This window comes from Polaromonas sp. P1_A2, from assembly GCF_056406895.1.
In genome coordinates this window covers 1,325,393-1,349,726 of record NZ_JBFTZI010000001.1, presented here as the reverse complement: position 1 = coordinate 1,349,726, position 24,334 = coordinate 1,325,393, and the positions used below count along the sequence as shown (strand labels likewise).

Sequence of the window (24,334 nt, the reverse complement as noted above, 5' to 3'; positions counted from 1 at the left end):
TTTTAGGCGCCGTAGCCGACGAAAAGCCGGGTATGCGCAGGCTTGTGAACCGCCAGAAGGCATGCAAGGCCAGGGTCGCCCCAGGTGGCCAGCGGGTCGTTGCAGCGGCCGCGCACGGTCATGACACGCACGTCGGTGCCCACGGGAACATTCACGCGCCAGCCGAAGCGCCAGCCGCCTTGATTCAGTGCGGCATTGCACTTGCTGTTGCAGCGCATGGGTCGAAACTCTGTGACGGTCGCGCCGGCGTAGCCCAGAGATTCCAGGAAGGCAATAAAAAAGGCGGCCGACTGGCCGCCTTGGTAGGTCAGGCGCTGCACTACGCGGCGCCTGCGCTCAGCGCTGGACCCCGGCGGGTCGAGGCACTCATCCGGCAGGCCGACGACACGCTCCCAGTCGACCAGCAGCTGCTGCGTGGTGCGTGCGTCTGCCTCGTCAATCAAACCCTGCACCGAGACGTGGGCGAGCGCCAGGGCATTGCCTACAGGCGGATAAACCCGGGCGCTGGTCGAGTCGCCTTCCTCGGGCCAGGCCGGGCCCTTGGGCTCCAGCTGCTGCAGCTGCAGCGTGTAGTCGTCTGCGTCAGCAGCCATCACACCCATGCGATGCTCCCGAACGTCGGCATGTGGCCAACTGCCGGCACGACGTTGGCCACTGGTGCAACCAGGGCGTGATCGGTTTCCCCGGCCGCGATGCTGATGGCCTCATTGATGTGGCTTAGCAGAAAGGTGACGCCAGGCGCAGCCTCGCGCAGATGCAGGTCTCGCAGCTCGACCTCGATGGCTGCCTTCGCAGCCACGGTGAAGACGCCCGAGATCTGATAGGCCACCGGGTCAGCCACGGGCGCCACGACATACACGTCGGCCGTGACTGGCTTGACGCCGTTGATGTAAGCCAGCACCGTTGCAACCTCGCCGGCATCAGGGATGATGCCGCCGACGTCGTTGTCGCGCACAAACCGCACGGTGACGGTGCCGGCACCCAACTCCAGCGGCGCACACCAGGCGCGAGTGACTCCGGCCACCTCCAGCGCCCAGGCCACGTAGTCGGTGGCGCTTCCGCCATCAGGGGGCGTCTTCACCCGGGCGATAAGCCTGGCGCGCAATGCCTCCGGGTCTTCCTGGTCTGCGCCGCCCGACAGCTCGCCCGCAATAGATTGGGTCTGCGCACCAGGTACAGGAGATATCAAAGATAGCGGCTGACCTGCAGGGCGATTGCCCGCCGCGCCGGCGACCAAGGCCTGCACGGGCGCGACGCCGGCAACACTGTCCGCGGTGGTCTCATACTGCGCACCATCAAAGGCCCGCACCACCGTTCCCGAAGGTACGACGACGACGCCAGTGACCACAAATGTCGTGCTTCCCGTTGCGACTGCAGCAGCCTTGCGCGGCACAGTCAGCCACATTGAGGCGATACGCTCCAGCGTGTCAATGTCGCATGTATCCCAAACGATTTGCTTGGCGATCCAATCGGCATAGGCATACAGGCCGTGCAGCGCGCCAGCGAACACCCGGGCATAGACCTCGGCATCGGAACGGCGCAGCAGGCTTTCATCGTCCAGGCGCGAGAGCATGTCCTCGCGCAGGGACTGGACCAGCGCTGTCAATTGCGGGCGGTTAAACATTCAGAAAGCTCCAGGCATTGTTAAAACGAATATCCAGCCGCGTGCTATCGCCACGCACTACCTGGCATCCCAGGGCGATGCGGTCGAGGCCCTGGCGCTCAGCCTCGACGCGCACCTGGCTAGCAACGCCGTCGACTACCAGCCAGGCGAGCGCCTCTTCGGCGTACTCTTTGGCGCGCATGGGCGTCTGCGCGGTAATGGTCGACCTGGCCAGCAACCACAGGCGCGAGCCGATGCGGTCGCCCTGCACCTGCGCGTAGGTATCACCCCACCACCCCATTCGGTCATTGCCCGGCAGCGGGTCGTCTGCCTTGGCGCGGCCCCAAGTAAACAGCGAGATGATTACGGCGCGCGGCAGCGGCTGGCGCAGACCCATGCCCAGCGACGTGGTGACGCCGTCGATCACGACGGTTAGCGGTTGTTCTGGTGTCATGGGTTTGGTCCATTGGTGTTTGCAGCACCAGGCTGCACACCGCCGTGGTTGTGGTCGTCGCCGATGTTTTTGTCGTTGTGCTTGACCGTGCCGCCGGTGATCTTTAGCGGCCCAGCAATGTCCGCGCCGGTGCCGCCGCTGCCGTGCAAGCCAGCCTCATAGGTCAGCAGGCCCTGTACGTTCAGCTTTCCGGTGCACGTCGTCTGCGGGCTGTCGTTCGTGATGTGCGGCGTGTTCGTGATCAGCACCGGCAGGCCACCACCGTCAACCACGATGCCGGCGCGCGTGATGTGCACCTTTTGCCCCTGGTCGTCGAAGATGGCCACTTCGCCCGGTACCAGCGTGGTTAGGCGATAGCGACGGTCTGCCACGATGAGCACTACGCCGTGCGACCGGTCGCCGTCGAAGAATGCGGCCACGGCTTCGGCGCCAGGCTTCGGGCATGAGGTGAAGCCTGCAGGCTCGAAATGCTCAAGCCGGTCCTTGGCTTCGCCGGCGAGCATCTCGACCTGCAGCGTCTGCATCTTGGTGGTCGCCTTGACGCTGGCGACCTTGCCGCGCGCGAGCATATTGGTAATGCGACTGGCCATTCGCCGGAAGAGGGCTTCGCTCATTCCTCCGCCCCTTCCACGCCTAGCCCGCCGCCCTGATAGCGCGCCTTGGCACCCTTGCCGTGCTTGCCCTTTTGCTTTTTTTGCGCGGCCGAGACATAGCCATCGAGCGGGCCGACTTTCAGTTCGGTGCGCATGCCCTGGTCGTCGAGCATGTAGACCACCTCGGCGATCAGCATGTCGAAGTCGAACCCGATAAGCGAGTCGGTGACGTGCACGATTTGGTTTTGCACCCACAAGGCGCCATCAGCCTGGCGCCAGCCGTTGACCACATATACCGTTTCCAACGCCTTGGCGGCACGGTGCGCGCGCTCAAACTTCACGCGGTCCTCGACGGTGCCTTCGTCGGCCTGGCCGGACTGCTTGAGCACCAGGACGCGCCGGCGCGGCACGCGGCTGTCGGTGGCGCTGGCGCTTGAGCTGATAGACGATGTGACGGCGCTGTCGACGTCCTCGCCCTCTTCGGTTTCGTCGGTCTGCTGGCTGGTGACAGACTTCTGACCCTTGCAGATGTACTCGCTGTAAACCTTTTTGAAGTCGAGGCTTGCGTCGCCGCTCTTGATGTTCTGACCCAGAACCAGCGCCGTGGTGGCCTTGCCACCGCTGCCGGCGACGATGAACACAAGCTCACCCAGGGCGTTATCGGTCGCCAGGCAGTGGCGCATGCGCAGCATGCGGTCGATGCTTTCAAACACCGTTTCGCCTTGCTGCACCTGGTGCACCAGCGTGGCGCCGGTGTCGACCTCGGCCACGACCTTGACGCCGTATTCGGCCGCCATGTCGGCCGCGATCTGCTCCAGCTTGGCGCCACGCCATTGGCCACCGGTACCGCCCTTGGCATTGGGCGCGATGGCGCGCGCTGCAGGCGCGGCGCCGGCGCCGGTGCCGTTGATGCCTTGCACACCCAGCTTGACCCATCGGTTTCCGCTGGATGCGCCGCCGCCGGTGCCCTTGGTTCCCTGCACCGGACAGCAGTCGACCAAGTCGGCCGTCTTGCTGCGCGCGCGCACGCCGACCGTCACCGCCTTTTCGTCGTACTTGATCGGCGTTCCATCGATATAGCCGGTGGCGACGCGGTCCGGACCAATGAACAGTTCACAGGCATCGCCGGGCTTGACGCGGCGCGGCACATCGGTGTTTGAGCCTGGCCAGCGGTCGGTGACGGAAATATCGAAGCTGCGCGCCTGGCGTTCGATGCCGGCCTCGATGCGCACACTTTTCCAGCCGCCGTAGTCGCTGCCGTTGACCAGCAGCCGCACGACGTTGCGCGGGTCGTTGCGGGGGTCGATCATCGCGAAAGCACCTGCAGCGGCTGCATGGGCACAAAGCCCGGATGCACCAGGTTGTTCCGGGCTGCCAGCTCGATGGCCCGGCTGGCGTCCTCATACCGGTCGTAGGCATGCACCAGCGCCGGCAGGACGGCCGTGGGCGTGACGACCAGCAGCCGGGCACCATCCGACGCCCGTGCGGTGATATCGACCCACACAGCCCGGCGTGCAGCCTGCAAGGCCGCATAGCTGGCGTCGTCGGCGACCAGGGATTCGAGATCCAAAGCGCGGCACAGGGCATCGCGGACGGAGTGTGCAGCCGTCTGCACGGTCGTGTCGACGTGGCTGCTGATGCCAACCGCCTGGGCGAGCATGGCACGGCGCACCAGGGCATTGATGGCCGAATTGTTCTGCACCGTCTGCCGACGGGCAGGCGTGGCCGTGGCCAGCGGCAGCGGCGCATTGAGCACGCCGCCGGCGCCGCCGTTGCCCGCCAGGCCAACAATGCCCAGGGCCATAGCAGCCAGGGGGTCGGTGGTCGACGTCGATGCGGTGGCCGTGGCGAACGTGGGCCCGCTGGCGGCGCTGCCCAGGGACAGCGACGCGACGATGCCCGACAGGTCAAACCAGTCCATAACCTGCAGACCGAGGGTTTGCGGCAGCGCCATCAAGCTGCGCGCGGCCGTGGCGTAGCCGCCCAGCTGGCCAGCCCAGCCCGCCAGCGGCGCGAAACTGCCACCCAGTGCACTGGTGAAGTTGAAGGCCTTGGCGATATTGAGGCCGGCCAGGTCGCCGACAAATGATGGGAAGCCGGTGACCTTGAAACTGCCAGCAAAGCTGTCGACACCGGCAGCGCACAGGTTGTCGGCCGCCAGCTGACTGAGGCCTGGCGTGCTGTCGGCAGCGGCCGGGTATGCCAGCTCGCCCGCCTCCATGAACGATAGCGAGACAGTCGCCTCGCCGAGGGCTTGGTCGAAGTTGATGCGCAGCAGGTCCTGCAGCGTGACCTGCATGCTGCCATACCACGGATGCACCAGCGTGCCGGGCCCCTCGACCTCGGCCGCCTCCAGCAGCACCTTGGACTGTTCGACGTAGTCCTTGCCCACCAGGAAGGCCTCGACCGTGAAGCCGCGCGCGGCGCGGCCCATATCTTCCGACCAGGGTCTATCCCTCTTGGGGTATTCGTGCTTTTGTACGCGGCGGCCACCCTCGATGCCACCCCCACGGACGTGGAAAGGCACGCCGCGAAAGCTCGCCGGCTGCAGCTGTTGTGAAAGGTCGTCGGCCATTAGAGTGGGCTGTCAAAACTGAGGGATCGATATCCCACATTGGTGTTCATGGCCACCCGGCCGCCGTCCGCTTTTGCTTGCGTGACCATCATGCCGGGCGGTGCGTTTTTGAAGTCGACCTCAACCTTGCCGTTCAGGCTTGCAGCGGCCGGCGCGTTAATGTTGAACGTGCCGGAGCCCAGCGCACCGGGCGCTGCAGCCGGCAGCGGCGAGCGGGCGATCTGCGCGGCGGGCGCGATACCGCCTTGCTGCGGGCCGAACATCCGCGCAACCGCGGCATTGTTGTCAAGCGTTCGTTGCGCATCGGCGCTGCCAAAGAACGCGGCCACGCGCGTGGGGATGCTGCCAATCCAGTCGGCAATGCGCGTGTCTTCCAGCAGGGTGCTGTAGATCACCGACCCGATGGCGTACCCGATGACCGCCGCAGCGGCAAGCAAGCCAGCCGACGCGGCCACCGTCTTGAGCGACCCCGTAAGCGCCGCCCCCACTGACGCCTGGCTGGCTGCGAAGTACCCGAGGGATATTGACGCGCCGGCGGCCTGAGCGGATATCCCGAGCAGGGCCAGACCCAGGCGGCCGAGCGATGCAATAAGGCCCCATGCGGCGGCGATGGTCTGCAGGTTCATGACAACCGCCAGCAAGATAAGCGCGTTCTTGGCCCCGCCCAGGGAGTCGACCAGCCCACCAATGGCATTGAACACGGCGCGTATGTCCTGCACCACCTTCGTCCAATTGATCTCTTTCAAGGCCTTTACCAGGTCCTGCACCATCTTCTTGACTTCGGTTGCGATCAGCTTCTTATTGACAGCGGCCCACTGGATAAAGTCTTCGATCAAGGGACTCAGGACCGGCACCAATTCCTTGGCGATGGTCATCTGGAAACCCTTGGTGACGATGTTCAAGTCTTTCAGCTGGTCGCCGAATTCTTTGGCGCCCTTGAGGTCGTCCTGGCTGATGATGCCTTTGAGGCTCTTGATGCGCGCCAGGCTGCGATTGATGCCGGCACTGCCCTCATTGAGCAGCGGCAGCATCTCGGCAAAGGACTTGCCAAACAGCGCGTTGCCGATGGCGGCCTGCTTGACCGGGTCGCGGTTCTTGACGAACGCGTCGGCCAGCTGGGGCAGCAGCTCGGCCGCGTTGCGCACTTGGCCATTGACGCCGCGCAGCGGTATGCCCAAGGTCTTGAGAAGCGCCTCAAGGTCCTTGTTCTTGCCGCTGCCGGCGTTGCCCAGGTTCTTGTTCAACTTGCCGAGCGAGCCCTCCATCGCGTCGACGGAGACGCCCGCCTGGTCGAAAACATACTTGTACCGCTGCCAATCATCGGTGCTCATGCCAGCCTTGAGCGCACCCTTCTGTGCCGCCTCGCCCAGGTCGGCGAAATCGACAATCGCCTTTTTGATGGCCGTGAAACCGAACCCCGCGCCTATCGCCGTGACCACGCCCAGCGGTATCCCCAGCTTGGACGTGAGCGCGTTAAGGCTGGAGCCCACGTCGCCCAAGTATTTGCGCGCACTCTTGGAGAACGTCGCGACGTTTTTGAGCACGGGCGAGATGCCGTCCACGGCGCTCAAAATTGCCTTGAGTGAGTAACTGTCAGCCATTTGGTTTTAGTCGGGTTGCTGTTGTTTCTGACGTGCGATGCGGATTGCCTGCTTTTCGTACAGGTAGAAGCGAGAGAGGGGAAGGCGCAGGATTTCAGCAGGCGAGCTGCTGAAAAAATGCGTTACGTCGAAGACTGCTCCGACGAACTGTTCGTCGACTCGTCTTCCCCCTTCCCGAAAAAACCCAGTACCGCCGCCTGGCAGAGCTGGAATTCATTCATGCTCAGATGCTTGACGGTAGACAGCGGCACTGCGGCCAGGCGCACCACATACGCGGCGATCACCTTGGGCTGGATCTTGATTCCCGTCTCGCCATCGCCGGCGATGATCAGGAAGGGCGTGCCCAGGTCCATCTGGTCCTCGACGGTCGGCTCGCGCAGCGTGAGCTGCAGCACTTCCTCGCCGTGCGCCTTGACAGGCTTGGCGAGCTTGATGACAACTTCACCGGCGCTCATTCTTGCCACGCTCCGCGCAAGCCGTGGAACTCCAGCTCGACCTCACCCTCTTCGCCCTTGCCCGTGGCCTCATTGGCCAGAAAGGCGTCGGACAGGGTGTAGACCTTGCCGTTGGCAAATTCCGCGGTGACGGTGCCGTCGACCATCGAGCGCAGCTTGCTGATGGGAAAGTCGTTCGTAAAAATCGCCGTCGCCTTCACATAGGGCTGGACGGGCGTTTCTTTGTAGCCGACTGCGCCGGTCGAACTGAGGACGCCCTCGCGCTTTTTGTTGGAGAGCGGCGCCTCCAGGCCGCCCTTGATTTCGAGCTGCTGCCCGTCGATTTTGACGAAGCAGGTACCAGCGGTACGTGGTGCCATGGTGTTTCCTTTCGGGAGTTATGTGGCTGGAATAGAAACCTGAATAAATTACGGTGCAGTTTGTCGTTCAGTACTGCAGGCGGAACTGGTTGAGCACCGCGAAGACGCGCAGCTGGTTGATGTAGTCGGGCGGGAAGAGCACGTCCAGCCGGTTCGGGTCACTGGCCGGGCGCTCGACAATCAGGTTTGCCGCGAACAGCTCGGCGTTCTCGACATAACCTTCGAACTCCATCTTTTCGTACTCGGCAATCATTTCGCCGCGCGCCACCTTCGGCGTGATGATGGCGGCGCCGGCGGCAAAGCGCGTGCCGTCATTCGCCAGGCTGTGGCGCGGGTACTTGCTGGTGATGATGCTGCGCAGCCGGCGCAGCACATAAGCCGAGAGGTGCAGGCTTTCACTATCCAGGTAAGAAACGTCCGGCTGGCCGTAGGCGTTCTTTTGATAGGTCGTGATCGCCCGCTCGACGCGCAGGGCACCGCCCGACACGTAGCTGGTCGCCACACCATGATTCAGCAAGCTGGCGCGCTCATTGAACAGGAAGCGCTTGCCGGCGCGCGGGATGCTGGCGCCGGTGAGGACACCTGTTTGCGTCGGCCGGCCGCAATGCGCGTTGATAAACACAGCATTGCGAGCGGTGTAGAAGGCCGCATACTCATACGCCGGCGTCAGGCAGTCAGCATCGACTGCAGCCATGGTGTGATGCGGGCCGTTGCGCAGGTCGCCGGCCGTAACCAGGGTGCCCAGCGTGCCGCGCAGCGCGGTGTAGGCATGACCATAGATCTGGCGAGCGTACGACCAGCGGCCGGTCGTGTCGTTCATCTCGACGTCTATCGCGTCCATGCTGGTGGTATCGGTATAGCCGTGGAAGATGAAGTCATATTCATCGTCGCCCATCGCACTGATAACCGGCGTGAGAACTGGATTCGAGGTGCCGCCCGCGAGCGTTGCCGCACTGTAGGTGAGCGTGATCCCTGCCGGCAGCGCTTCGCCGCCTGCAGAACCCGCGAAGCAATCTGTTTGGGTAATGTCGTTACCTGTGGGACCCTTCCAGCGGCAGGTATGGGTGATCACGCCCGCGACATTGGCAGACGTGACAGGCAGGTCTGCCGCGGCCGTGATGGCCGCCACGATGCTGGTGGCGACGACCGTGGCGGTATCACCCACCAGCACCGGCGCCAGGATGCGCTGGCCGCCGACGTACAGCGGCACGGTGCCGGCAGCAGTGGCGGTGCCGACCACGGTGGTGGTGCCGGTGGCAGCTGCGCCGGCGCCGTTGTCTGCGACCGCAATGCACCACAGTTCGCCATAGTTGTCATTGGCGCGGTACTTTTCCACCATGCGGGCCAGCATCGAGCCACGCCCAAACAAGGCAATAGCCTGGGCCACAGACGCGACGATGTACGGCACATTGACCGTAGCCGAGCCAGCCGCCAGCTTTTGGCCGATGCCCAGCGCCTTGCGGATGCCGGTTGCCGAGCCGTTGGCCTGGCTGTTGTCCATCTCGGCGTAGAACAGCGGCACGCGCAGCTGCTGGGGAATGTTGATAAACGGGACAGTCATGGTTTTCTCTCCAGAAATAAAAAAGCCCGCTAGATGCGGGCGCGAGGGATGGGCGGCGGGGTACCGGTCGAACTGGGCTTACTTCGCGGGCTTGGCGGCCGGCGACCGTGCAGACGTCTGCACGGTGTCGGTGGCGGCGGGCTTGTCTGCCGCTTCCAGGGCTTCGGCTGCAGCCTTTACCTCGGCTGCTGCTTTGGCGTCCGCCTCGGCCTTGGCGGCGACCAGGGCCTCATGCTCTTCCTGGGTGATTTCGGCGACGTCACCGTCTTCCTTGCGGCGGTGCCAGTAGGTCGACGGCGTGACCCTGCGGCCTTCGGCGACCAAGAGGCCACCACGTTCAACGTCTGGCACGCTGCGGCCGGGAGAGGGTTTCAGATACATGGTGACTCCTATGGGTTAAGGTTTTCTACTCGGACTTCAAATTCAGTTCGGCCGTCGGGGCCTACCCCGTCTGGCTTGATGTTCCTGTCGACAATCGGGTCGATCACATCGAGCTTGACGCGCACTTCGTTCAGCTTGGGCAAGGCCTGCAGGGCACCCTCTTCCCAGCCATCACTGGGGCCGATTTCCATCTGCGCAGAGAACTCGAAGCGGTACCAAAGGCGCGACCTGTCGATGCGCTCCAGGTTGCCGCCCTCATACACCACACCGTTGTAGTCGGGCTCTGGTTGCCAGCCGAGCAGTGCCTTCCAAAGCTCGGCACGTATGTCGTGCAGCGCAGTGCCTGACGCCTGGCCGCGTTCATCGGACTTGTTGTCCAGGGCGACCACGATGGCAAAGCCCTCGACCAGTTCCTGGCGTACGGCGTTCATGGCCTTGGATGCGCCAGGGTTGTCGTCCAGCGGCAGCACAAAGGCACACGGCACCGGCAGCGCGGTCGACTCCGGCACGATGGAGAACTCGACGGCGCCGGCAACCCGGGGCAACTGGCCAGGCGCCCCGACGAAGGACGGGCAATAGGCGCGCAGCTGCTCAATGATCAAATTGAGTTTCATGTCAGCGTGGTTTCAGCGAAGTGCGCAGCGCCGCATAGATAGCCGCTTGTGCGATCACCCGGCGCTGCTCCAGGGCGTCGACCATGTAATTGGAACGCTTGGCAATGTTGATCTTGGTTGAGCCATAGAACAGCACGGCCGGGTAATAAAAGTCCATCAGATCCTTTTTAAAGGGCTCGACTTTGGCCCAAAACCCGCCGCTGCTTACCTTAACCGTCACCGACTTTTGCAGTGCGCCAGTGACTTTGCCCGGCGCCTCGCCGGCGGCCGATACAGCCTTGCGCGCCAGCATGCGGCGGGCGACCTTGCGCACCTCGCCGGCCTGCTGGCGTATCGTTTTCTTGATCGGCTTCTTATCGAAGTCGATGCGCTCCAGTCCTTTGACCGAAGAGAAGACCTTGAAGTCGCGCTCGCTCATGGCGGGATGGTGCCCAGCTGCTCAAGGTCGAGGATGAGGAACTGTCGGCGACCCTTCCAGTCGGTGGCGCGGCGCACACGGTAGCGCATGCCGTCGTGCTCGACGACGTGCTCGCCGGTGACGGTGACTTCGTTCAAGGCCGCGGTGCGCCAGGTGGCCATACGGTGCGTCATGCCTTTTTCAATCTGCGCGGTACCGTAGAAAAGCGCAGTTCCGGCAGGGTCGATGCGGGCCCAGGCGTCTTGCCCGGCATCGACAACCTGGTCGAGTGCAAAGGCGTTGTTCGCGCGGTCCACCCACTTGCGAACCCTGACCAGCTTGTCCAGCTCGCCGATATCCGGCGCATTCATATGGGCAACCTGACGCGATGCGGCCAGAGCAGATTTTCAACCGCATGGTTTTTGTACAACTCAATCTCGGACTGCGCTTGCGGGTTGCGCACCAGGTCAGCAATCATCAGCAGCATGGCCGACTTGACGACGCCCGGGAGATTGGCCACCACATAGCCGCACTTGACAGTAACCACGACCGGCGCCGAGGCCGTCAACGTGAGGGTACGGTCCTGCGCCCCGCCCAAGGTAGGCAACGGCAAGACAGCCACCCCTGCAGCAGTCACCGCCTGCAGCTCAGTCACATCGAAATCAAATTCGTATGAACCCGGCCAGCAATCGAAGGTGTACCGCCGCACCTGCTCACCCACCGGCACACCAAGATAGGACTCTACGAAGTCACGCGCGCCGGCGACCGCATCGTTAATGTCGTCGTCGCGGTCGTTGCTGGTGATCTTGCACTGCAGCTTGGCGCGCGCAAGGGTGATCACCGGAACTGCGGGCGCCGTGATGAGTTTGAAATTCATTGTGTTGTACCTGCTTGGGAAAGCGGACCGTGATCCGCTTTGCCAAGGGCTCGCCGAGGCGAGCCGCGGAATTACAGGATGTTGACCTGTTTCGTGCTGGGCTGGTTTTGCTCCAGCGTCATGGCGTACGCGACCGCCGCCTTGTTGGAATCCGCATGGCCGGCAGCTTCGGCAGCCTTCAAGGCGTCGGCGTCCAGCTCGACCACGTCATTGCATTTGCCGTACTGGCCATCCATCAACAGGCGAACCTTGGTGAGCTTGACACCCTTGCCGGGCTCGGGAGTGGCCACGGGAGCGACATACAGCTTGGCCTTGCCTTCGGCGATAAGCTTGTCGGCAGTGGCGTCGTCGGCCTCAAACTTGCTGCTCTGCGCAATGGCAGGGGAGCCAGCGTAAAGGTAGCCGGCAGCGATAGACGACAAGGCGATAAGAGTCTTGTTCATTGAGAATTCTCCAGAAAAGATTTAAGAAAAGCCCGGGCACGCCGTGCCCGGGTTGTGGTCCGGCCGAAGCCGAATGCACGACGCGCGAATCAGGTAGCCGAGTGCTGATAGACCTTGACGGAATTGACGTCCATCAAGTTGCCGCCGGAGCGGGCCCAGGCCAGGAAACCGATTTGACCCTTGGACACATAGGCGCTGTCATCGAAGCGGAACATGGTGACTTCCATGGCATCGCGGATCAGGTAGTTGTTCAAGTTACCGAATGCGATGGTTTTGGCGTTCGCGGCAGGCACAGCAATGCTGTTGTTGATGTTGACCGGGTAACCGAGCAGCATGTCGGGCGTCTTGGCGCTGGCGCCTTCGTCGTAACTCGGCGTCCAGATCGGGCGGCCGGCCGTGTCCTTCATCTTGCGAAGCAGCTTGCGCATGACCTGCGCGAACATCCAACCGGGCTGGATGCCAGGCGCGGAGCCTTCGCCCGGCTGGCTTTCCAGATAGGCAGCGTCGAGCGAGTCCACCATGTCGACCAGGTCGTCATAGATCACGGTGAGCGTCTGGCCCGTGGTGCCGGTTTTACCCACGCCAGCAGCGGAGAACAGGCCCATGGGCTCATTGGTGCCGGTGCCGGTGGTGTAGTAGCCGTTTTGGCTGCGGCCGATGCGATCACGCATGCGCTTCTGCACCATGGCAACGATGTCGATGCTGCTGTCCTGCAGCAGCTCGATGGGCACGCCGAAGGTCTTGGACCCGAACTTGAAGGTGTTCAGCGCCCGGGTACCGAAGACTGCATCGGCAGCAGCAGCAGCGGCATTCTGCGCAACCAGCTCACCGACTTCGGCCGTGCCGTCGCTGGTCGGGTAACCTAGGTCCGAACCGTTCGCGGTGGTAATCTGGCTTGCGACGCGGCGCATGAAGCCGTAGGCCTTGAGCAGGTCAATCAGCGAACTGGCGACCAGCGGCTGGACGGTGTAGCCACCTTCGGAGCCGGTCGTCGTGCTCATGGTGTTGCGCACCTTGACAGCTTCTTCCTGGCTGAAGTCCTTTGCACTCTTGCGCATGAAGACTTCGAGGCCTTCCTGCAGCGCGGTTTTCTTCTGGCTCGGGTCTTTTTGGACAACGTCCTTGAAGTCCTTGTCGGCCGCCATGTTCAGCAGCCGTTGCGATGCCTCGATCTGGCTTTGGACCCGCTCGGCCTCTTCCATCTTGGCATCAAACTTGGCCTGGTCATCCTTCGACCAGGTCGCCGCACCCTTTTCAGCCAGGATGTGGTTTGCTTCTTTGTTCAGAGCGGAGAGACGCTCCCGGAGTGCTTGCATGCTCATTTGGGTTTCCTTCATGGTTGTTGAGCTAAAAAAAAAGCCACCCGGATGGGTGGCCGTTTCGCTGATGCGAGAGCGTCAGGCGAATTCGAGGACCTTCAGCCGGCGCGCGTTGTGCGCACGCAAGGCTGCAAAGTCGGGTTCTGCTGGCGCCTTGGGCTTTTGCTCAAGCAGCGCCTTGGGCGTCTTGTCGTAGGCGGCCAGGTTGAACGCGCGTTTTTCGGCGTTGTCAGCCGCAGCGGCTTCGTCGGCGACGCGGGTGGCGAAACCGTTGTCGACCGCCTCCTGCGCGGTGAACCACGTTTCGGCGTTCATCCATTCGACAATCTGCTCGGCCTTGGCGCCGGTGCGCTTGGCATAGTCATTCACCAGGCTGTTGTCGATCTTGTCGAGCAGTTCAGCGGTGGTGCGCAGGTCGTTCTTGTTGCCGTAGGCAAACGTCCAGGCGTTGTGAATCATGTAGAAGGCGGCCGAGACAATTTCAATCTCCCCGCAAGCGTTGGCCACACTGGTCGCAGCACTGGCGGCCAGGCCGTCGATATGAGCGATGGTCTTGCCGCGGAACTGAGCGATTGCGGTGGCGATGGCCCGGCCCTCAAACACGTCGCCGCCCGGGCTGTTGATGCGCACATGAAGCGTGACGCTCGGGTCGAGCGCCTGGATGGCGCTTGCCACCTCTTTGGCGGACACGCCCCAATATGCGTCAATCACGTCATAGACGTACAGCGTGGCATCGGTGCTGCCCTCCGCGCGCACCAGGGCGAGCGGCTTGCGTTCTTGCTGGGCGTTGTCGCGCAGCAGCTGGAGAAAGTTCTTCATGGTTGCTTTCCTTCGGGGGTTTCTTCCGGGTCTTCAAGGTCGTCAGCTTTGCCGGGTGTGACCGGCTTTTCTGGCGGGAAATAGATCTCTGCAGACCTGCCACCCTCAGGCGGCAAGTTCTTTTCTCCGCGCACCTGGTCAACGGTCATCCAGCCCGGGCCAGAGCCAGGACCACCCAGGGCGGCGCGGTAGTACTTGGCTTGCGCCTGGCTGTCACCCTCAAGCAGCGAGTCGCGGTCGAACTCGACAAAATATTTGGCGGTGCGGAACAACTTGCGATTCAACTCCTGCTCGATGCGCACCAGGTGGTTCTGCAGCGTGTAAGTGACAAATGCGCGGTTCATCGACTCAATGCCGCTGCCCCAGCTGGTGCTGCCGCTGGTCTCGCCAATCATGTGCGGTGGCACGCCGAAGGCGCGGGCGATATCGATCACCTGAAACTGGCGAGCCTCGATCAGTTGCGAGTCTTCTGCCGAGACACTCAACGTGTCAGCCTCCAGACCTTCGGTCAGGATCAACGGCAACTTATGAGCATTGGCCACACCGCTGTACTTGGAAGCGAAGGCCTCTCGCAGATCAGTGATAGCCTTCGGCTGCATTTCATTCTTTGTTTTGAGAACGATGGACGGGTGCGCTCCACCCGCGAAAAATTTGCCGCTGTACTCATCCATAGCCATGGCGTTACCGGCAGCGTTCCGCGCCGCCCACTGGATAACGCTCTTGCTGCGAAGGCCGTCAAAACCGAAGCCGGGGAAATGCAGCATGTCGTCCTGGTCCGCCCCCCAGGTGCGCAGGCCGTCCTGGATTGAATATTGCAGGCGGTCGTCGTCGGAGGTCTGCACCCTGCGCGGTACCACGCACGACCAGGGAAGCGGCACCAGTTCCTTGATATCCCCCATCCGGTTGCGACCGATATAAGTAAACCCATCGCCGCGCAACAGTTGAGCAGAAGACACACCCTCCCAATGGCTGGCCGCACCGTAGCGCGCGCAGGGCTGCTCATTGAGCAAATAGAACAGCGGCATGTCAGGCACCGGGCGCCGCTTGCCGCCTGCCAGCCTTTCATATTGCAGCAGCGGCATCGAGGCGATGGCGCCGGCGATTCGCTGGACGCACGCGAACACGGCAGACACCCGCATCGCCGACTCGGGAGTCACATGCACGCCGGCAGCGGACGCATTCGCACCGAACAGCTGCAGCATGCCAGGCGTATCACTGCCAATAACAAGCGCGCTATCGGTCACGTCATTTCTGACCTGTACGCTACGTGCCGCCTGCCGCGCGTCACGCCATTGCGTCAGGATGCTTGAGCCTTGAGCTGCAGCGGTCATAGTTGTACAAAGCCCTGTTTAACTGTTGTCTTCTCATGCTTGGCGGTTGCCCGACCCAGCGCCATCGCTAGGCCGACCATGCCGTCAATCTTTTGTGTGGACTTGGCGCGGTCAAACTTGATGTTCTCCGCCGCGTCCTTAGTTGCCACCACATTGGTGCCCATCCAGCGCAGCACCTTGTGCCCGCCGTGCGCTATCGCCTGGCTCATGTAGAGCCGCTCCAGTTCTTTTATGGGCCCGCTCATGCTGGCGTAGCCCTGACCGAATCCGACCATTAGCGCGCCATCGTCCTGCAGGTCGGTCACGATCTGCGATGAGTTGAACCGGTCGAAGGCTATCTCCTGCACATTGAACTGCTCGCGGTCTGCCGCAATGTCCCGCTTGATAAAGCCATAGTCACAAACATTGCCAGGCGTGACAGTGATCAACTTCTCTTCGACCCAGGTGTCGACCGGTAGGCGCTGCTTGTCGCGCATCTTTTTTATCGCGTCTTCGGGCAAATACAGCCGCACCAGCACCTGCCATTTAGGTTCAGTTTTATCGGGGGGGAACACCCAGACCAGCGCAGTAAAGTCACTGACCGACGCCAGATCGAGGCCACCAAAACACTTGCGGCCGCGTAGTGCAGACGTCTGCACGGTCGCGTTGCATTTGTCCCAGGCATCTAGGTCGAGCCAGCCCTCGCTGGCCTCAGTCCATACACAGAAATTCAGCCGGCGCACCAGGTTGCGTTTGCTCGGGATATCCCGGCCTTCCATTACCTGCTCTTGCAGGTATTGCCTGGTGACGGACACACCCAGGTTAGGGTTCGCCTTTGGCCAGCAGCTCGGGTCGTCGAATGGTTCGTCGCCTTTGTCCAGGCATGCGATGTACCCGAACCAAGAGTCGTTTTCAATGACCCCCTGCAGCACCTTTATGGTGTAGTCGTGGTGCTCAAAGCAGACGGTCGTCTGGTCGTATCCGCTGTTTGTGATTTCCACAATCAGCGCCCTGGTGCGGCCCTTGGTACCGGCGCGCATTTTCTCGACCACTGTGCCGGTCGGGTGTTCGTGCAGCTCGTCGACGATGACGATATGAGGCCGCTTGCCATCCAGCCCGCGCCCCTCGGCAGAAACCGGTCGGAAAAAACTACTTGTCGCCAGATACGAAATATTGGCCAGACCGAGCTGCAACCGATTGGCCAGCGGCGCGCAGCTCAGAACAAACTGCTTGGCATCGCTGAAACAGATTGACGCCTGGTCCTTGCTGGTCGCCGCCGAGTAGACCTCGGCACCTGCCTCGCCATCGGCCACCAAACCATAGAGCGCGATGGCGGCGCCGAGCGGGGTTTTACCGTTGCCTTTCGCAATCTCGACGTATGCGGTACGAAAGCGGCGGTGCGCCTCTGCCGCATACCACCCGAAGCACGACCCGACGACAAACCGCTGCCAGTCCGACAGGATGAACAGCTTGCCAGCCTTGACGCCCTGGTAATGCTTCAAGCACTCAATGAACTGAATGGCATGAGCCGCCATCTCTGGCCGCCAGATCAGACCGCGAAGGTGGCCAGTCTGCAGGTCCGCAAGGTGCCGCTTTGCTGCAAGTCGGACATACGGCCCGGCGAGAATTTCCCCGACTGCTACCCTGTGCGCGTAGCTGGTCGTCGAGTCGACGGCCAGCGCTTCAGCTGCGCCCACACACTACGACGCGTGCGGCAGCGCGCCGCCAGCGCTTAGGAAATTTTCCATCGGGTCATCGGGCACGCCAGGTAGGGCCATCTGCTGACCTGCCGTCGACTGGATGCGCGACGAAGGGGTCAAGCCGAATTCCTTGGCGAAACGCAACATGCGGTCGAGCGCGCGGTCGCGCACCTGACACACCGCCGCCACCTGCTTGTAGCCGCTGGGCGTCACGTCGACCAGCGCGTCAGCGCCGGCCTTGTCTTTCTTCATCAGCTCTTTGACTTTCTTTTCGACAACTGCCCATTCGCCCCAGGCCTGGCAATAGGCAGCAAGGGCCGCGCGGTCCAGCTGGGTGATAAGCCCGGCGGTCAGCAAGTGCGGCGTGATGCGCTTCCACTCGGCAGCCGCCTCGGTGCCCAGGTGCGCAGGGCAAGAGGGAATTTCAACCGGCATGCGGACAGTTTGGCCGCCGAGGTCATCCTTAGATTTTTTGCTCGGGTTTCCATTCAGCAAATGCACGTTGTTTGGCAGTGAATTTCTTCCCATGATTGACTCCTGTCTGGGGTACCCCCCCCTCCCTCATTTCCCGGCCACGCGTAAAAGATGAAGCGTACGGTCTAGACCACAAAGTTTTTAAACTTTCGACCCCCCGCCCCCTGGGCCGCCGCGCGTCAGCGCCCGAAGCCACCGTCCTCTGTTGCGGTCTTCACGTCATGGCAGGGCTTGCACAGTGGCTGCCAGTTCTTCCTGTCCCAAAACAAACTCTTGTCCCCTTTGTGCGGGACGATGTGGTCGACAACGTTGGCAGCGACTATCAAGTCTTTTGCCTCGCAGTGCACGCACAGCGGATGCTTTGCAAGGAAGCCCTCACGGGCCCTCTGCCATGCGCCGGTATATCCCCGCTCATGAGCAGTACCTCGCCTGGCATCTGCCTGCTTTCTCTCGACGTGCTTATGCAGGTCGCATCGGCTGGTGCCGTCCCTCAACAATCGACCGCAGCCAGGGTAAGTGCAGGGTCTAGGCGCGGCAATGGGCATTAAAAAACCCCGTCAAGTGCGACCTTGCGGGGTTGTGTTCGTTTTGCTGTGAACCTTTGGAGCGTTCGTTGGAAACAGCTTGCCTGAAATGTATCGAATAAGTCTATGTAGTAAAACTCTTTTCTTTTTTCGCGTGTCGTTCAATAAACCATGTGGCCAGCGCCTGGTCGGCTACACACAGCAGCGCCTTGATGGTCGACTCAGCCTTGCCGAGGTGAAGCGCAGACTCCCGCGCGGTCAGGCTTTTGACGTACGTACACTGCAGCACCGCATAGAGATGCGGCCGGCCAGGCCTGAGCGATTCGACCGCGTCATTGGTGACAGACGCATCGCAATCGTCAATCGGGATGATGGCCTCGCGGTAGCCGCCATCGACGTGCGTATTCATAAACGACGACTGAGACGGATAGCCGAGGCCGCCACCATCTTCGCGCGCCTTCCACATCGCCCAGTTTTTCAACCGTTGTTGCACCCACTCAATGCGCGCCATTCCCGACCCTTTCCGCTTCGGCCAAAACTCGCGCCTTGTAGTTGTGAAACATCGCCGCTTGCGCGTGCGTTCGCTCGAATGCTGCCTCATCCCACCGACCAAGGCCGAGCTTTTCACCCATCGCCTCGATGCCCGTGCGTGACTCGGACCAGTGCTGTGCAGACGTCGGCACGCCGTAGGTCACACCATCACGCCAGCGCGAACCCTTGAGATATCGGCGCGGCGCCTCGACGTACCCCGACTGCCACCGCGTGCTATTCGCACGCCGGGCCGCGATGTCGGCGAGTATCTCTTCGACGAACCTACCCAGGCGCTTGCGCTGCCAGATTGCCAGGCACAAAACGTAATCCTGCTTCCCTTCGTTGTCCGGCCATGCCGCCCAAAACAACTCAAAGCCTTCGCTCGCATCTTTCCTGGTAACGGTACCCGCTCCCGCTTTTGACTCGGGCAACTCGATACAGTCCTGCCCCCCTTGGGGGGTAAGGGGGGTTTGGTTAGTGATGATTAATGATGGTTTGGGTGCAATGGGCTTCACCCGTGACTGCTCAATATTGCACCCGTCATTACCTGAAATTGCACCCGTGGTTTCGGAGTTATCCACAGATTCCACGGGTGCAAGATTTGCACCCGTCGCTAGCGGTATCGGGTCGCCACCCGCCAGCCATTCCTCGCTGATGACATAGGCGTTTGTCTGCCCGCGTCGCCCGGTCGACCGCTTGTCCAGGACAAGCCAGCCAGACAAGATCATGGCGCGCAATTGGTACTGGACCGCACGCTCACTTCGTCGGGTTTTCTTGGCCAGGGACGCCACGCTCGGGAAGATGTGCGTTCCGTCGTCGTGGGCATGGTCGGCCAGGGCGAGCGCTAGCAGCATCTCGCTGGCATTGGGATAGCGGTCGAAGACGGCCGCCATAACTCTTACGGACATTCCGGCGGCGCCCCCGTCCAGCTGGCAAACACCGCGTTCCACTCTGCGACTGTGGACTCGGGAATATGCACACCTTCTTTCGGCGCGTATTCAGCAACAGGCCGGTTTCGGTAGTCGACGCGCCTGGTGCGCACGATAACCAGCAGCCCGGCCCGCTTCATATTTCGCACCGTATGCATTGCTGCCTCGCGCCCCACACAGGAACGCGTGATCAACTCGCGCATCGTCGCCGACTTTGTGGCCGTGTTCAGATCGGCAGCCGCCTTGAGCAGCGCCTGTCTAGGGTCGCCGGCGGGCCTCATGCCTGGCCAACTTCATTGAGGCGATTGAGGGCGGCCATCTGGCGATTCAGGTTTTCGATACCCGCCGCGATGGTCTCCTGCAGCGCCTGCTTCTGCGCGTCAGCATCGACAGGCATGGCTTTGTAGCCGGTATTGAGCGCAAAGTAATCCATGCCCGCATGGAAGTTGATGCGGCGTCCCTCGCGCAGCAGCCAGACAACCTGCTCGGGCGACAGCTTTTCACGACGGTCGCCCTTTAAACAATGCCGCAGCCAGTCGTCGCCGTTTTCGTCATCGGGCCGAAGCCGGCCAGCCACTTTTTTGTAGCCGCCCAGCGCCATCACAACGCTCTTGAGCGCGTCGCTCAAGTTGTCAAAACACTCGCCTATTTCCGCTTGAGTAGCCATCATTTCCCCCTCTTATGACCCCTGTACCGGCCTGCCCCTAAAACAGGTACAGAGCGGTACAGACAAAAAAAACCAAAAAAAGGAGACTCAGGGCATGAGTCTCGCAATCAATAAATTCAACACACCGTCAGACGGCGACCGCACCCTCCGCGGTTACCTGCTCGGCGCCATCGACCACGCCATCGGGCACCGCCGCCAGCTCGGGCCATATCTCCAGGTAGTCGTCGGGCCACTGGTCGCAGCGCCGAAAGCCGCCGGGCTTGACAGCCTCCAGCTGGGCGGCGCGCCGCAAAAGTCGGCCCTCCGGGATAACCCCGGATTTGAGCCAGCCCGCCACGCTGGGCGGGCGAACGCGGAAAAACCTACCGGCAGCGGTAGGGCCGCCCAGCAAGGTGACAATTTCGGTTGTGGTCATCGGCATAGCGGGGATTATTAGGTGTACCTAATAATTAAGTCAAGCACACCTAACGCTTATTTCGTTAGGCTCTCCTAATGGGTACGACTCTTGCCGAACGATTACGCGAGCGCATGACTGCGCCCGAAGTGATGGTCACGGCCGCAGAGTTGGCCAGGCGCGCGGGCGTTAAACCGCCTTCGGTATTTTTGTGGCTTGATGGCACCACAAAAAACATCAAATACGCCACTTTGCTCAGAGTCGCGGCCGCCCTCAAAACTACACCCGAGTGGCTGGCCACCGGAATCGGCCGCAAATTGCCGACCGACGACATGCCAGCGCCGGCAGCGAATGAGCCCGGTGCGCACTATGGCAGAGACGCCACAATCGCCGAGGCCGTGAAGCTACTAGAAGCGATGAGCTCAAGCGCTCGGGTTGAGGCGCTATCTTTCTTGAGAGTGTTCGCCGCTAAAAAGGGGGCCCATCAGGCCCACGGCGCAGATACTACTCTTCCCGCTGCAGCCAAACATGCAGCGTGAGATTTGGGATAAATAGCTAAAGGTTTGTTTGGCGCAGCAGCGCCGAAGCCTTAGGCAAGCGACACGTCAATCGCTAGGCTTCGCAGCAGTCTGGCAGGTTTCATCAATTTTGGCGTTTTCATCAACTCCGCAGTGTAACAAGCCAAGCCTTGGCTTTAAGAATTAGGCAAACCTATTGACAAGATAATTAGGTACACCTAATAATCGGCCCCGTAACCAACCGGAGGCCGACCTTGCAACCTAATTCCCACCCATCCGGGCCCATAAGCGCCCACGGTGCAGCCGCTTTCAGCATGCCGGCAGCGGCAGCAGCGCCCCGCAAGCCGGCCCGCCGCCCGGCCACCAAGGCGGTAAAACCCCCGCACCCGAACTTTCCCACCGAGGGCACGCCGGACTATCCACTCTTCTGGCTGTATGTGTGGGCGGTGAAAGTAGCCGAATTGCAGGCCTTAAGGGACTTGCGATTTACACCATTCGTAAATAACCGCTGTCGCGTTGACGAAATTACGGGCTGTGCACTTGCCGGCGCCGAAACCCATCTCCAAGACGAAATCAGGAGAGTCCTCAAGGACGTCGTGAGTGACGGCTTCCTGCTGTTCGCGTGGGTGGGCACCACCAGGATTCCAGCATGACCGCCGGCGACTGGCTGGCCGCCGCCGCCCTAGCGTTCGCTCTTTCATCGTCAGGCCTGCTCGACGGCCCCACCGATATCCAGGCCGAGCGCGACACCGCCGAAGCCGTCAAGGCACTGGGCCAGCCATGACCACGCCCAGCACCAAACCCGTCACCCGGGAAACCAGCGCCTACGTGCGGGACAAGAACCTGCGCCCGGTCATCGTCACGGTGCACGGCAGCCTGATCATTCTGCGCGCCAAAGGCCTGCGCACCCGCGAATACGTCGACATTGGCGCCCTCTACTTGAAGGCCGTCAAGGACCGCGTCGCCCTCGAAAAAGCCGAGCGCAAAGCCGCCCGCCGCCGCAAGTAATCCCCGTCACCACCACCCACCCAAGGAAGTCCCATGCCCAACCTCACCGCGACCCAATGGCTGCAAGCCGGCCTCATCCTCATCCTGCTGGTGCTGCTTGCGCTGTACACCGCCAAGCAATGGCAGCGCGCACGCCAGACCAGGAACAACTACCGCACCGCCAACGGCCGCGAGATTGACGCCCAGTCAAAGGCCATCCTACACACACCCATGGCCGTCGCGTATGGCTCCCGTCGCCTGCGCGCCGGCCAGGTCGCCGGCTTGCACATTGTGCCGACCCCGCACTCGATGCCCTCGGAGCTTCATCAAGTGCGCGCCCAGCGCAGGCATGAGCACGCGGCATCCGCGAACGGCTACGGAGAGAATAACCAGGCTAGCGTGCGCGGCACCGCGGCAGCGCTATACGACATGGGCCACGGCGGCAAACGTCGCGCCGGTCCTTACACGATAGGCAGCACCCAGCACGCCGACTGGCTCAAGGCATACGAAGCCGCCTACATCCCCAAGCCGGCCACCGTGCAGACGTCTGCACAGTCCGCCGAAGAGCCCGCAGCGGCCTGATTGCCCGCCGTGTCGACCACACCCGCACCCGAAGTCGCCGCCGAGGAAATCCGCGCCGTCGTCACGGTGCGGGCGTTCCTCACCAGCCGGCCCACCGAATGCATTGCCGCGCCCCACATGAACGCAAAGCGCGGGCTGCATATTGCCGGCCGCGACACCACAGGCGTGCTCGGAACCGGCTTTACCGCTCAGTGGCTCGGCGACGACGCCCTCAAATTCATGGCCGAGCACGGGGCAGAACTCAAGCCCGGGCGCTGCCTCGACCTTGAGCTGTACCACCTCACCCCCTACGACAACGCCTTACGCGCCCGCGTGAAGTCCTGCCAGCTGGCGCCCCTCGCGCCGAGCTGGGTCGCCCACGAAGAAAAGTTACGCCAGTCAACCCAAGAGAAAGCGCCCGCATGAAACACCCCAAAATCGTCGGCCTCACCGGCCCCAAGCGCGTCGGTAAAACCACCGTCGCCAACATCCTGGCCAATCACGCCGGCTTTAGCGCCCTCGCGTTCGGCGACCTGCTGCGGCATGAAGCCGCCCTCGGCTTCCTTGTCGACGTTTCCCTGTTCACCGACGACGGCAAAAAAGACGTAGCCATCGAGGCCCTAGCTATCGAGCGGTGCGTCGCCCTGGGCTTCGTTGGCGCCATGGTTCAGCACTATCGCCCATCACCACCCAGCGACTTTGATATTCAGCCACTGGACCCGCTGGAGCATCTCCAGGGCTTTGAGCTGGACCCGACGGCGCGGCTGATGCACGAACTGACCAAGCCGCGCAGCCCGCGCGAAATCATGATCTTGTGGGCCGAGGTGTTCCGCAAACCCAACAACGGCGCCGGCTACTTCGACAGCGCAGTGGTTAACAAGGTGTACCTGCAGCAATCGCGCCACCAGTTGCGCCACGTCGTGCATGACGTGCGCTTCCCAACCAACGCCAAAGCCATCCGCGACATGGGCGGCGTAATCTGGCAGATCACGAAGCCCGGGTGCATTGCCGACAAGAACGACCCGACCGAAACTGACGGCAGCGAATACGCGCCCGAGGTAGTCATCGACAACGCCCACGGCCTGGACCACCTGCAGGCCATCGTGCTGGGCGAATGGATGCGCCACGAAACTGGCCTCGGCTGGAAAGACCTTGCAAACATCGGCGTCGTCGCCATCGAAAGGGTCTAGCCATGCTTGACCGCACACCATCCCCGGCCACCATCCGGCACCAGGCAAGCGTAAGCATCCGCCGTCGCATGCGCGCCGAACTGAGCCAGCCCACACCCGCAAGGGCTACGCCGCAGCCAGCCGCCACAGCGGTACCGCGCGTTGCCGCACCCGCACCCGCACCCGCGCCCGCGCCCGCACCGGCAGCCGGCGACCAGGTCCAGCTGGCCGACCTGCCCTACCTCACCCGCCGCGTGCTGCGCATCGTAGCAATCGAGCCCGGCATCCGCATTAACGCCCTCGACATAAAGGCCGACCTTGACCCGCCCGGGGCCCGCCCGCACGCCGACAGCCTGGTCCTGCACGGCCTAGTGGTGCGCGAGGAAGCCCTCTACACGCTCACCCCGGCCGGCATGCACGCCCTACAGGCCAGCCTCGCCCCCTCAGATCACGACCTCGCCAGGCGCGCAGCCGCCTACCTCAAGCACAACCGCCAGTAACAGCAACACCACACCGGAG

At 62.4% G+C, this 24,334-nt stretch carries 35 protein-coding genes; 8 read left to right on the top strand and 27 right to left on the bottom strand.

Annotated elements, in window-relative coordinates; genetic code table 11:
* Nucleotides 1-2: 2 nt before the first annotated feature.
* The 27 genes from AC1D09_RS06545 to AC1D09_RS06415 form a co-directional block, all read right to left on the bottom strand.
* Nucleotides 3-593 carry a YmfQ family protein gene (locus tag AC1D09_RS06545; RefSeq protein ID WP_477663402.1) on the bottom strand — a complete coding sequence of 197 codons (591 nt, stop codon included), beginning with the start codon at nt 591-593 and terminating at the stop codon, nt 3-5.
* Nucleotides 593-1,624: a baseplate J/gp47 family protein gene (locus AC1D09_RS06540; protein WP_477663401.1), complete on the bottom strand. Its 1,032-nt coding sequence runs from the start codon at nt 1,622-1,624 to the stop codon at nt 593-595. Before AC1D09_RS06540 ends, AC1D09_RS06545 begins: the two co-directional genes overlap by 1 nt.
* Nucleotides 1,617-2,057, bottom strand: coding sequence for a phage GP46 family protein (locus tag AC1D09_RS06535; protein ID WP_477663400.1), 441 nt, complete (start codon nt 2,055-2,057; stop codon nt 1,617-1,619). Before AC1D09_RS06535 ends, AC1D09_RS06540 begins: the two co-directional genes overlap by 8 nt.
* Nucleotides 2,054-2,671 carry a phage baseplate assembly protein V gene (locus AC1D09_RS06530; RefSeq protein WP_477663399.1) on the bottom strand — a complete coding sequence of 206 codons (618 nt, stop codon included), beginning with the start codon at nt 2,669-2,671 and terminating at the stop codon, nt 2,054-2,056. Before AC1D09_RS06530 ends, AC1D09_RS06535 begins: the two co-directional genes overlap by 4 nt.
* Nucleotides 2,668-3,960, bottom strand: a complete 1,293-nt coding sequence (locus AC1D09_RS06525) for a phage baseplate assembly protein (protein ID WP_477663398.1) — start codon at nt 3,958-3,960, stop codon at nt 2,668-2,670. Before AC1D09_RS06525 ends, AC1D09_RS06530 begins: the two co-directional genes overlap by 4 nt.
* The gene (locus AC1D09_RS06520) at nt 3,957-5,225 is read right to left on the bottom strand and encodes a DNA circularization protein (RefSeq protein ID WP_477663397.1); all 1,269 of its coding nucleotides are present in this window, start codon (nt 5,223-5,225) and stop codon (nt 3,957-3,959) included. The genes AC1D09_RS06525 and AC1D09_RS06520 overlap by 4 nt, the downstream gene beginning before the upstream one ends.
* A complete protein-coding gene (locus AC1D09_RS06515; RefSeq protein WP_477663396.1) occupies nt 5,225-6,826 on the bottom strand; it encodes a hypothetical protein in 1,602 nt (533 codons plus the stop codon). The genes AC1D09_RS06520 and AC1D09_RS06515 overlap by 1 nt, the downstream gene beginning before the upstream one ends.
* Before the next feature lie 122 nt (nt 6,827-6,948).
* The gene (locus AC1D09_RS06510; protein WP_477663395.1) at nt 6,949-7,281 is read right to left on the bottom strand and encodes a phage tail assembly protein; all 333 of its coding nucleotides are present in this window, start codon (nt 7,279-7,281) and stop codon (nt 6,949-6,951) included.
* On the bottom strand, nt 7,278-7,640 hold the full coding sequence (locus tag AC1D09_RS06505; protein ID WP_477663394.1) for a phage tail tube protein: 363 nt from the start codon (nt 7,638-7,640) through the stop codon (nt 7,278-7,280). Before AC1D09_RS06505 ends, AC1D09_RS06510 begins: the two co-directional genes overlap by 4 nt.
* A 67-nt stretch (nt 7,641-7,707) precedes the next feature.
* On the bottom strand, nt 7,708-9,201 hold the full coding sequence (locus AC1D09_RS06500; protein ID WP_477663393.1) for a phage tail sheath subtilisin-like domain-containing protein: 1,494 nt from the start codon (nt 9,199-9,201) through the stop codon (nt 7,708-7,710).
* Nucleotides 9,202-9,279: 78 nt separating this feature from the next.
* Nucleotides 9,280-9,582, bottom strand: coding sequence for a DUF2635 domain-containing protein (locus AC1D09_RS06495; RefSeq protein WP_477663392.1), 303 nt, complete (start codon nt 9,580-9,582; stop codon nt 9,280-9,282).
* 8 nt (nt 9,583-9,590) lie between these two features.
* The gene (locus AC1D09_RS06490; RefSeq protein ID WP_477663391.1) at nt 9,591-10,196 is read right to left on the bottom strand and encodes a phage tail terminator protein; all 606 of its coding nucleotides are present in this window, start codon (nt 10,194-10,196) and stop codon (nt 9,591-9,593) included.
* Between the two features lies 1 nt (nt 10,197).
* Nucleotides 10,198-10,614: a hypothetical protein gene (locus AC1D09_RS06485; protein ID WP_477663390.1), complete on the bottom strand. Its 417-nt coding sequence runs from the start codon at nt 10,612-10,614 to the stop codon at nt 10,198-10,200.
* Nucleotides 10,611-10,964 carry a phage head completion protein gene (locus AC1D09_RS06480; RefSeq protein WP_477663389.1) on the bottom strand — a complete coding sequence of 118 codons (354 nt, stop codon included), beginning with the start codon at nt 10,962-10,964 and terminating at the stop codon, nt 10,611-10,613. Before AC1D09_RS06480 ends, AC1D09_RS06485 begins: the two co-directional genes overlap by 4 nt.
* On the bottom strand, nt 10,961-11,470 hold the full coding sequence (locus tag AC1D09_RS06475; RefSeq protein WP_477663388.1) for a head-tail connector protein: 510 nt from the start codon (nt 11,468-11,470) through the stop codon (nt 10,961-10,963). The genes AC1D09_RS06480 and AC1D09_RS06475 overlap by 4 nt, the downstream gene beginning before the upstream one ends.
* Before the next feature lie 71 nt (nt 11,471-11,541).
* Complete coding sequence (locus AC1D09_RS06470) at nt 11,542-11,913, bottom strand: hypothetical protein (protein ID WP_477663387.1); 372 nt, start codon at nt 11,911-11,913, stop codon at nt 11,542-11,544.
* 89 nt (nt 11,914-12,002) lie between these two features.
* Nucleotides 12,003-13,235, bottom strand: coding sequence for a phage major capsid protein (locus AC1D09_RS06465; RefSeq protein ID WP_477663386.1), 1,233 nt, complete (start codon nt 13,233-13,235; stop codon nt 12,003-12,005).
* A gap of 75 nt (nt 13,236-13,310) precedes the next feature.
* A complete protein-coding gene (locus AC1D09_RS06460; RefSeq protein ID WP_477663385.1) occupies nt 13,311-14,051 on the bottom strand; it encodes a head maturation protease, ClpP-related in 741 nt (246 codons plus the stop codon).
* The gene (locus tag AC1D09_RS06455) at nt 14,048-15,382 is read right to left on the bottom strand and encodes a phage portal protein (protein WP_477663384.1); all 1,335 of its coding nucleotides are present in this window, start codon (nt 15,380-15,382) and stop codon (nt 14,048-14,050) included. Before AC1D09_RS06455 ends, AC1D09_RS06460 begins: the two co-directional genes overlap by 4 nt.
* The gene (locus AC1D09_RS06450; protein ID WP_477663383.1) at nt 15,379-17,058 is read right to left on the bottom strand and encodes a terminase large subunit; all 1,680 of its coding nucleotides are present in this window, start codon (nt 17,056-17,058) and stop codon (nt 15,379-15,381) included. Before AC1D09_RS06450 ends, AC1D09_RS06455 begins: the two co-directional genes overlap by 4 nt.
* 3 nt (nt 17,059-17,061) lie before the next feature.
* Nucleotides 17,062-17,589: a phage terminase small subunit P27 family gene (locus AC1D09_RS06445; protein ID WP_477663382.1), complete on the bottom strand. Its 528-nt coding sequence runs from the start codon at nt 17,587-17,589 to the stop codon at nt 17,062-17,064.
* A gap of 125 nt (nt 17,590-17,714) precedes the next feature.
* Entirely contained in the window at nt 17,715-18,080 is a 366-nt protein-coding gene (locus AC1D09_RS06440) for an HNH endonuclease (RefSeq protein WP_477663381.1), read from the bottom strand.
* 103 nt (nt 18,081-18,183) lie between these two features.
* Complete coding sequence (locus AC1D09_RS06435; protein WP_477663380.1) at nt 18,184-18,570, bottom strand: hypothetical protein; 387 nt, start codon at nt 18,568-18,570, stop codon at nt 18,184-18,186.
* A complete protein-coding gene (locus AC1D09_RS06430) occupies nt 18,557-19,483 on the bottom strand; it encodes a helix-turn-helix domain-containing protein (protein WP_477663379.1) in 927 nt (308 codons plus the stop codon). The genes AC1D09_RS06435 and AC1D09_RS06430 overlap by 14 nt, the downstream gene beginning before the upstream one ends.
* Before the next feature lie 5 nt (nt 19,484-19,488).
* Nucleotides 19,489-19,800, bottom strand: coding sequence for a hypothetical protein (locus tag AC1D09_RS06425; protein WP_477663378.1), 312 nt, complete (start codon nt 19,798-19,800; stop codon nt 19,489-19,491).
* The gene (locus AC1D09_RS06420; RefSeq protein ID WP_477663377.1) at nt 19,797-20,186 is read right to left on the bottom strand and encodes a hypothetical protein; all 390 of its coding nucleotides are present in this window, start codon (nt 20,184-20,186) and stop codon (nt 19,797-19,799) included. The genes AC1D09_RS06425 and AC1D09_RS06420 overlap by 4 nt, the downstream gene beginning before the upstream one ends.
* A gap of 127 nt (nt 20,187-20,313) precedes the next feature.
* Nucleotides 20,314-20,607 carry a hypothetical protein gene (locus tag AC1D09_RS06415; RefSeq protein WP_477663376.1) on the bottom strand — a complete coding sequence of 98 codons (294 nt, stop codon included), beginning with the start codon at nt 20,605-20,607 and terminating at the stop codon, nt 20,314-20,316.
* Between the two features lie 71 nt (nt 20,608-20,678).
* Here AC1D09_RS06415 and AC1D09_RS06410 point away from each other — a divergent pair, with 71 nt between their 5' ends.
* From AC1D09_RS06410 to AC1D09_RS06375, 8 genes are all read left to right on the top strand, one after another.
* Nucleotides 20,679-21,119 carry a transcriptional regulator gene (locus AC1D09_RS06410; RefSeq protein ID WP_477663375.1) on the top strand — a complete coding sequence of 147 codons (441 nt, stop codon included), beginning with the start codon at nt 20,679-20,681 and terminating at the stop codon, nt 21,117-21,119.
* Nucleotides 21,120-21,352: 233 nt separating this feature from the next.
* Nucleotides 21,353-21,751, top strand: a complete 399-nt coding sequence (locus AC1D09_RS06405; protein WP_477700979.1) for a hypothetical protein — start codon at nt 21,353-21,355, stop codon at nt 21,749-21,751.
* Entirely contained in the window at nt 21,748-21,882 is a 135-nt protein-coding gene (locus AC1D09_RS06400; protein ID WP_477663374.1) for a hypothetical protein, read from the top strand. The genes AC1D09_RS06405 and AC1D09_RS06400 overlap by 4 nt, the downstream gene beginning before the upstream one ends.
* Nucleotides 21,879-22,106: a hypothetical protein gene (locus tag AC1D09_RS06395; protein WP_477663373.1), complete on the top strand. Its 228-nt coding sequence runs from the start codon at nt 21,879-21,881 to the stop codon at nt 22,104-22,106. Before AC1D09_RS06400 ends, AC1D09_RS06395 begins: the two co-directional genes overlap by 4 nt.
* A gap of 33 nt (nt 22,107-22,139) precedes the next feature.
* Nucleotides 22,140-22,667 carry a hypothetical protein gene (locus tag AC1D09_RS06390; protein ID WP_477700978.1) on the top strand — a complete coding sequence of 176 codons (528 nt, stop codon included), beginning with the start codon at nt 22,140-22,142 and terminating at the stop codon, nt 22,665-22,667.
* Nucleotides 22,668-22,676: 9 nt separating this feature from the next.
* On the top strand, nt 22,677-23,072 hold the full coding sequence (locus tag AC1D09_RS06385) for a hypothetical protein (RefSeq protein WP_477663371.1): 396 nt from the start codon (nt 22,677-22,679) through the stop codon (nt 23,070-23,072).
* Entirely contained in the window at nt 23,069-23,836 is a 768-nt protein-coding gene (locus AC1D09_RS06380; protein ID WP_477663370.1) for a hypothetical protein, read from the top strand. The genes AC1D09_RS06385 and AC1D09_RS06380 overlap by 4 nt, the downstream gene beginning before the upstream one ends.
* A gap of 2 nt (nt 23,837-23,838) precedes the next feature.
* Entirely contained in the window at nt 23,839-24,315 is a 477-nt protein-coding gene (locus tag AC1D09_RS06375; protein ID WP_477663369.1) for a hypothetical protein, read from the top strand.
* The last annotated feature ends 19 nt before the right edge of the window (nt 24,316-24,334 follow it).

What these genes read in the sequence shown, in the direction of transcription:
- AC1D09_RS06395 (WP_477663373.1), top strand. Translation starts at nt 21,879, where the DNA reads ATGACCACGCCCAGCACCAAACCCGTCACCCGGGAAACCAGCGCCTAC.
- AC1D09_RS06445 (WP_477663382.1), bottom strand. Translation starts at nt 17,589, where the DNA reads ATGGGAAGAAATTCACTGCCAAACAACGTGCATTTGCTGAATGGAAAC.
- AC1D09_RS06500 (WP_477663393.1), bottom strand. Translation starts at nt 9,201, where the DNA reads ATGACTGTCCCGTTTATCAACATTCCCCAGCAGCTGCGCGTGCCGCTG.
- AC1D09_RS06425 (WP_477663378.1), bottom strand. Translation starts at nt 19,800, where the DNA reads ATGAGGCCCGCCGGCGACCCTAGACAGGCGCTGCTCAAGGCGGCTGCC.
- AC1D09_RS06475 (WP_477663388.1), bottom strand. Translation starts at nt 11,470, where the DNA reads ATGAATTTCAAACTCATCACGGCGCCCGCAGTTCCGGTGATCACCCTT.
- AC1D09_RS06510 (WP_477663395.1), bottom strand. Translation starts at nt 7,281, where the DNA reads ATGAGCGCCGGTGAAGTTGTCATCAAGCTCGCCAAGCCTGTCAAGGCG.
- AC1D09_RS06525 (WP_477663398.1), bottom strand. Translation starts at nt 3,960, where the DNA reads ATGATCGACCCCCGCAACGACCCGCGCAACGTCGTGCGGCTGCTGGTC.
- AC1D09_RS06420 (WP_477663377.1), bottom strand. Translation starts at nt 20,186, where the DNA reads ATGGCTACTCAAGCGGAAATAGGCGAGTGTTTTGACAACTTGAGCGAC.
- AC1D09_RS06465 (WP_477663386.1), bottom strand. Translation starts at nt 13,235, where the DNA reads ATGAGCATGCAAGCACTCCGGGAGCGTCTCTCCGCTCTGAACAAAGAA.
- AC1D09_RS06415 (WP_477663376.1), bottom strand. Translation starts at nt 20,607, where the DNA reads ATGCCGATGACCACAACCGAAATTGTCACCTTGCTGGGCGGCCCTACC.
- AC1D09_RS06400 (WP_477663374.1), top strand. Translation starts at nt 21,748, where the DNA reads ATGACCGCCGGCGACTGGCTGGCCGCCGCCGCCCTAGCGTTCGCTCTT.
- AC1D09_RS06440 (WP_477663381.1), bottom strand. Translation starts at nt 18,080, where the DNA reads ATGCCCATTGCCGCGCCTAGACCCTGCACTTACCCTGGCTGCGGTCGA.
- AC1D09_RS06430 (WP_477663379.1), bottom strand. Translation starts at nt 19,483, where the DNA reads ATGGCGGCCGTCTTCGACCGCTATCCCAATGCCAGCGAGATGCTGCTA.
- AC1D09_RS06380 (WP_477663370.1), top strand. Translation starts at nt 23,069, where the DNA reads ATGAAACACCCCAAAATCGTCGGCCTCACCGGCCCCAAGCGCGTCGGT.
- AC1D09_RS06545 (WP_477663402.1), bottom strand. Translation starts at nt 593, where the DNA reads ATGGCTGCTGACGCAGACGACTACACGCTGCAGCTGCAGCAGCTGGAG.
- AC1D09_RS06410 (WP_477663375.1), top strand. Translation starts at nt 20,679, where the DNA reads ATGGGTACGACTCTTGCCGAACGATTACGCGAGCGCATGACTGCGCCC.
- AC1D09_RS06520 (WP_477663397.1), bottom strand. Translation starts at nt 5,225, where the DNA reads ATGGCCGACGACCTTTCACAACAGCTGCAGCCGGCGAGCTTTCGCGGC.
- AC1D09_RS06455 (WP_477663384.1), bottom strand. Translation starts at nt 15,382, where the DNA reads ATGACCGCTGCAGCTCAAGGCTCAAGCATCCTGACGCAATGGCGTGAC.
- AC1D09_RS06515 (WP_477663396.1), bottom strand. Translation starts at nt 6,826, where the DNA reads ATGGCTGACAGTTACTCACTCAAGGCAATTTTGAGCGCCGTGGACGGC.
- AC1D09_RS06505 (WP_477663394.1), bottom strand. Translation starts at nt 7,640, where the DNA reads ATGGCACCACGTACCGCTGGTACCTGCTTCGTCAAAATCGACGGGCAG.
- AC1D09_RS06530 (WP_477663399.1), bottom strand. Translation starts at nt 2,671, where the DNA reads ATGAGCGAAGCCCTCTTCCGGCGAATGGCCAGTCGCATTACCAATATG.
- AC1D09_RS06460 (WP_477663385.1), bottom strand. Translation starts at nt 14,051, where the DNA reads ATGAAGAACTTTCTCCAGCTGCTGCGCGACAACGCCCAGCAAGAACGC.
- AC1D09_RS06390 (WP_477700978.1), top strand. Translation starts at nt 22,140, where the DNA reads ATGCCCAACCTCACCGCGACCCAATGGCTGCAAGCCGGCCTCATCCTC.
- AC1D09_RS06375 (WP_477663369.1), top strand. Translation starts at nt 23,839, where the DNA reads ATGCTTGACCGCACACCATCCCCGGCCACCATCCGGCACCAGGCAAGC.
- AC1D09_RS06540 (WP_477663401.1), bottom strand. Translation starts at nt 1,624, where the DNA reads ATGTTTAACCGCCCGCAATTGACAGCGCTGGTCCAGTCCCTGCGCGAG.
- AC1D09_RS06470 (WP_477663387.1), bottom strand. Translation starts at nt 11,913, where the DNA reads ATGAACAAGACTCTTATCGCCTTGTCGTCTATCGCTGCCGGCTACCTT.
- AC1D09_RS06490 (WP_477663391.1), bottom strand. Translation starts at nt 10,196, where the DNA reads ATGAAACTCAATTTGATCATTGAGCAGCTGCGCGCCTATTGCCCGTCC.
- AC1D09_RS06435 (WP_477663380.1), bottom strand. Translation starts at nt 18,570, where the DNA reads ATGGCGCGCATTGAGTGGGTGCAACAACGGTTGAAAAACTGGGCGATG.
- AC1D09_RS06485 (WP_477663390.1), bottom strand. Translation starts at nt 10,614, where the DNA reads ATGAGCGAGCGCGACTTCAAGGTCTTCTCTTCGGTCAAAGGACTGGAG.
- AC1D09_RS06480 (WP_477663389.1), bottom strand. Translation starts at nt 10,964, where the DNA reads ATGAATGCGCCGGATATCGGCGAGCTGGACAAGCTGGTCAGGGTTCGC.
- AC1D09_RS06495 (WP_477663392.1), bottom strand. Translation starts at nt 9,582, where the DNA reads ATGTATCTGAAACCCTCTCCCGGCCGCAGCGTGCCAGACGTTGAACGT.
- AC1D09_RS06535 (WP_477663400.1), bottom strand. Translation starts at nt 2,057, where the DNA reads ATGACACCAGAACAACCGCTAACCGTCGTGATCGACGGCGTCACCACG.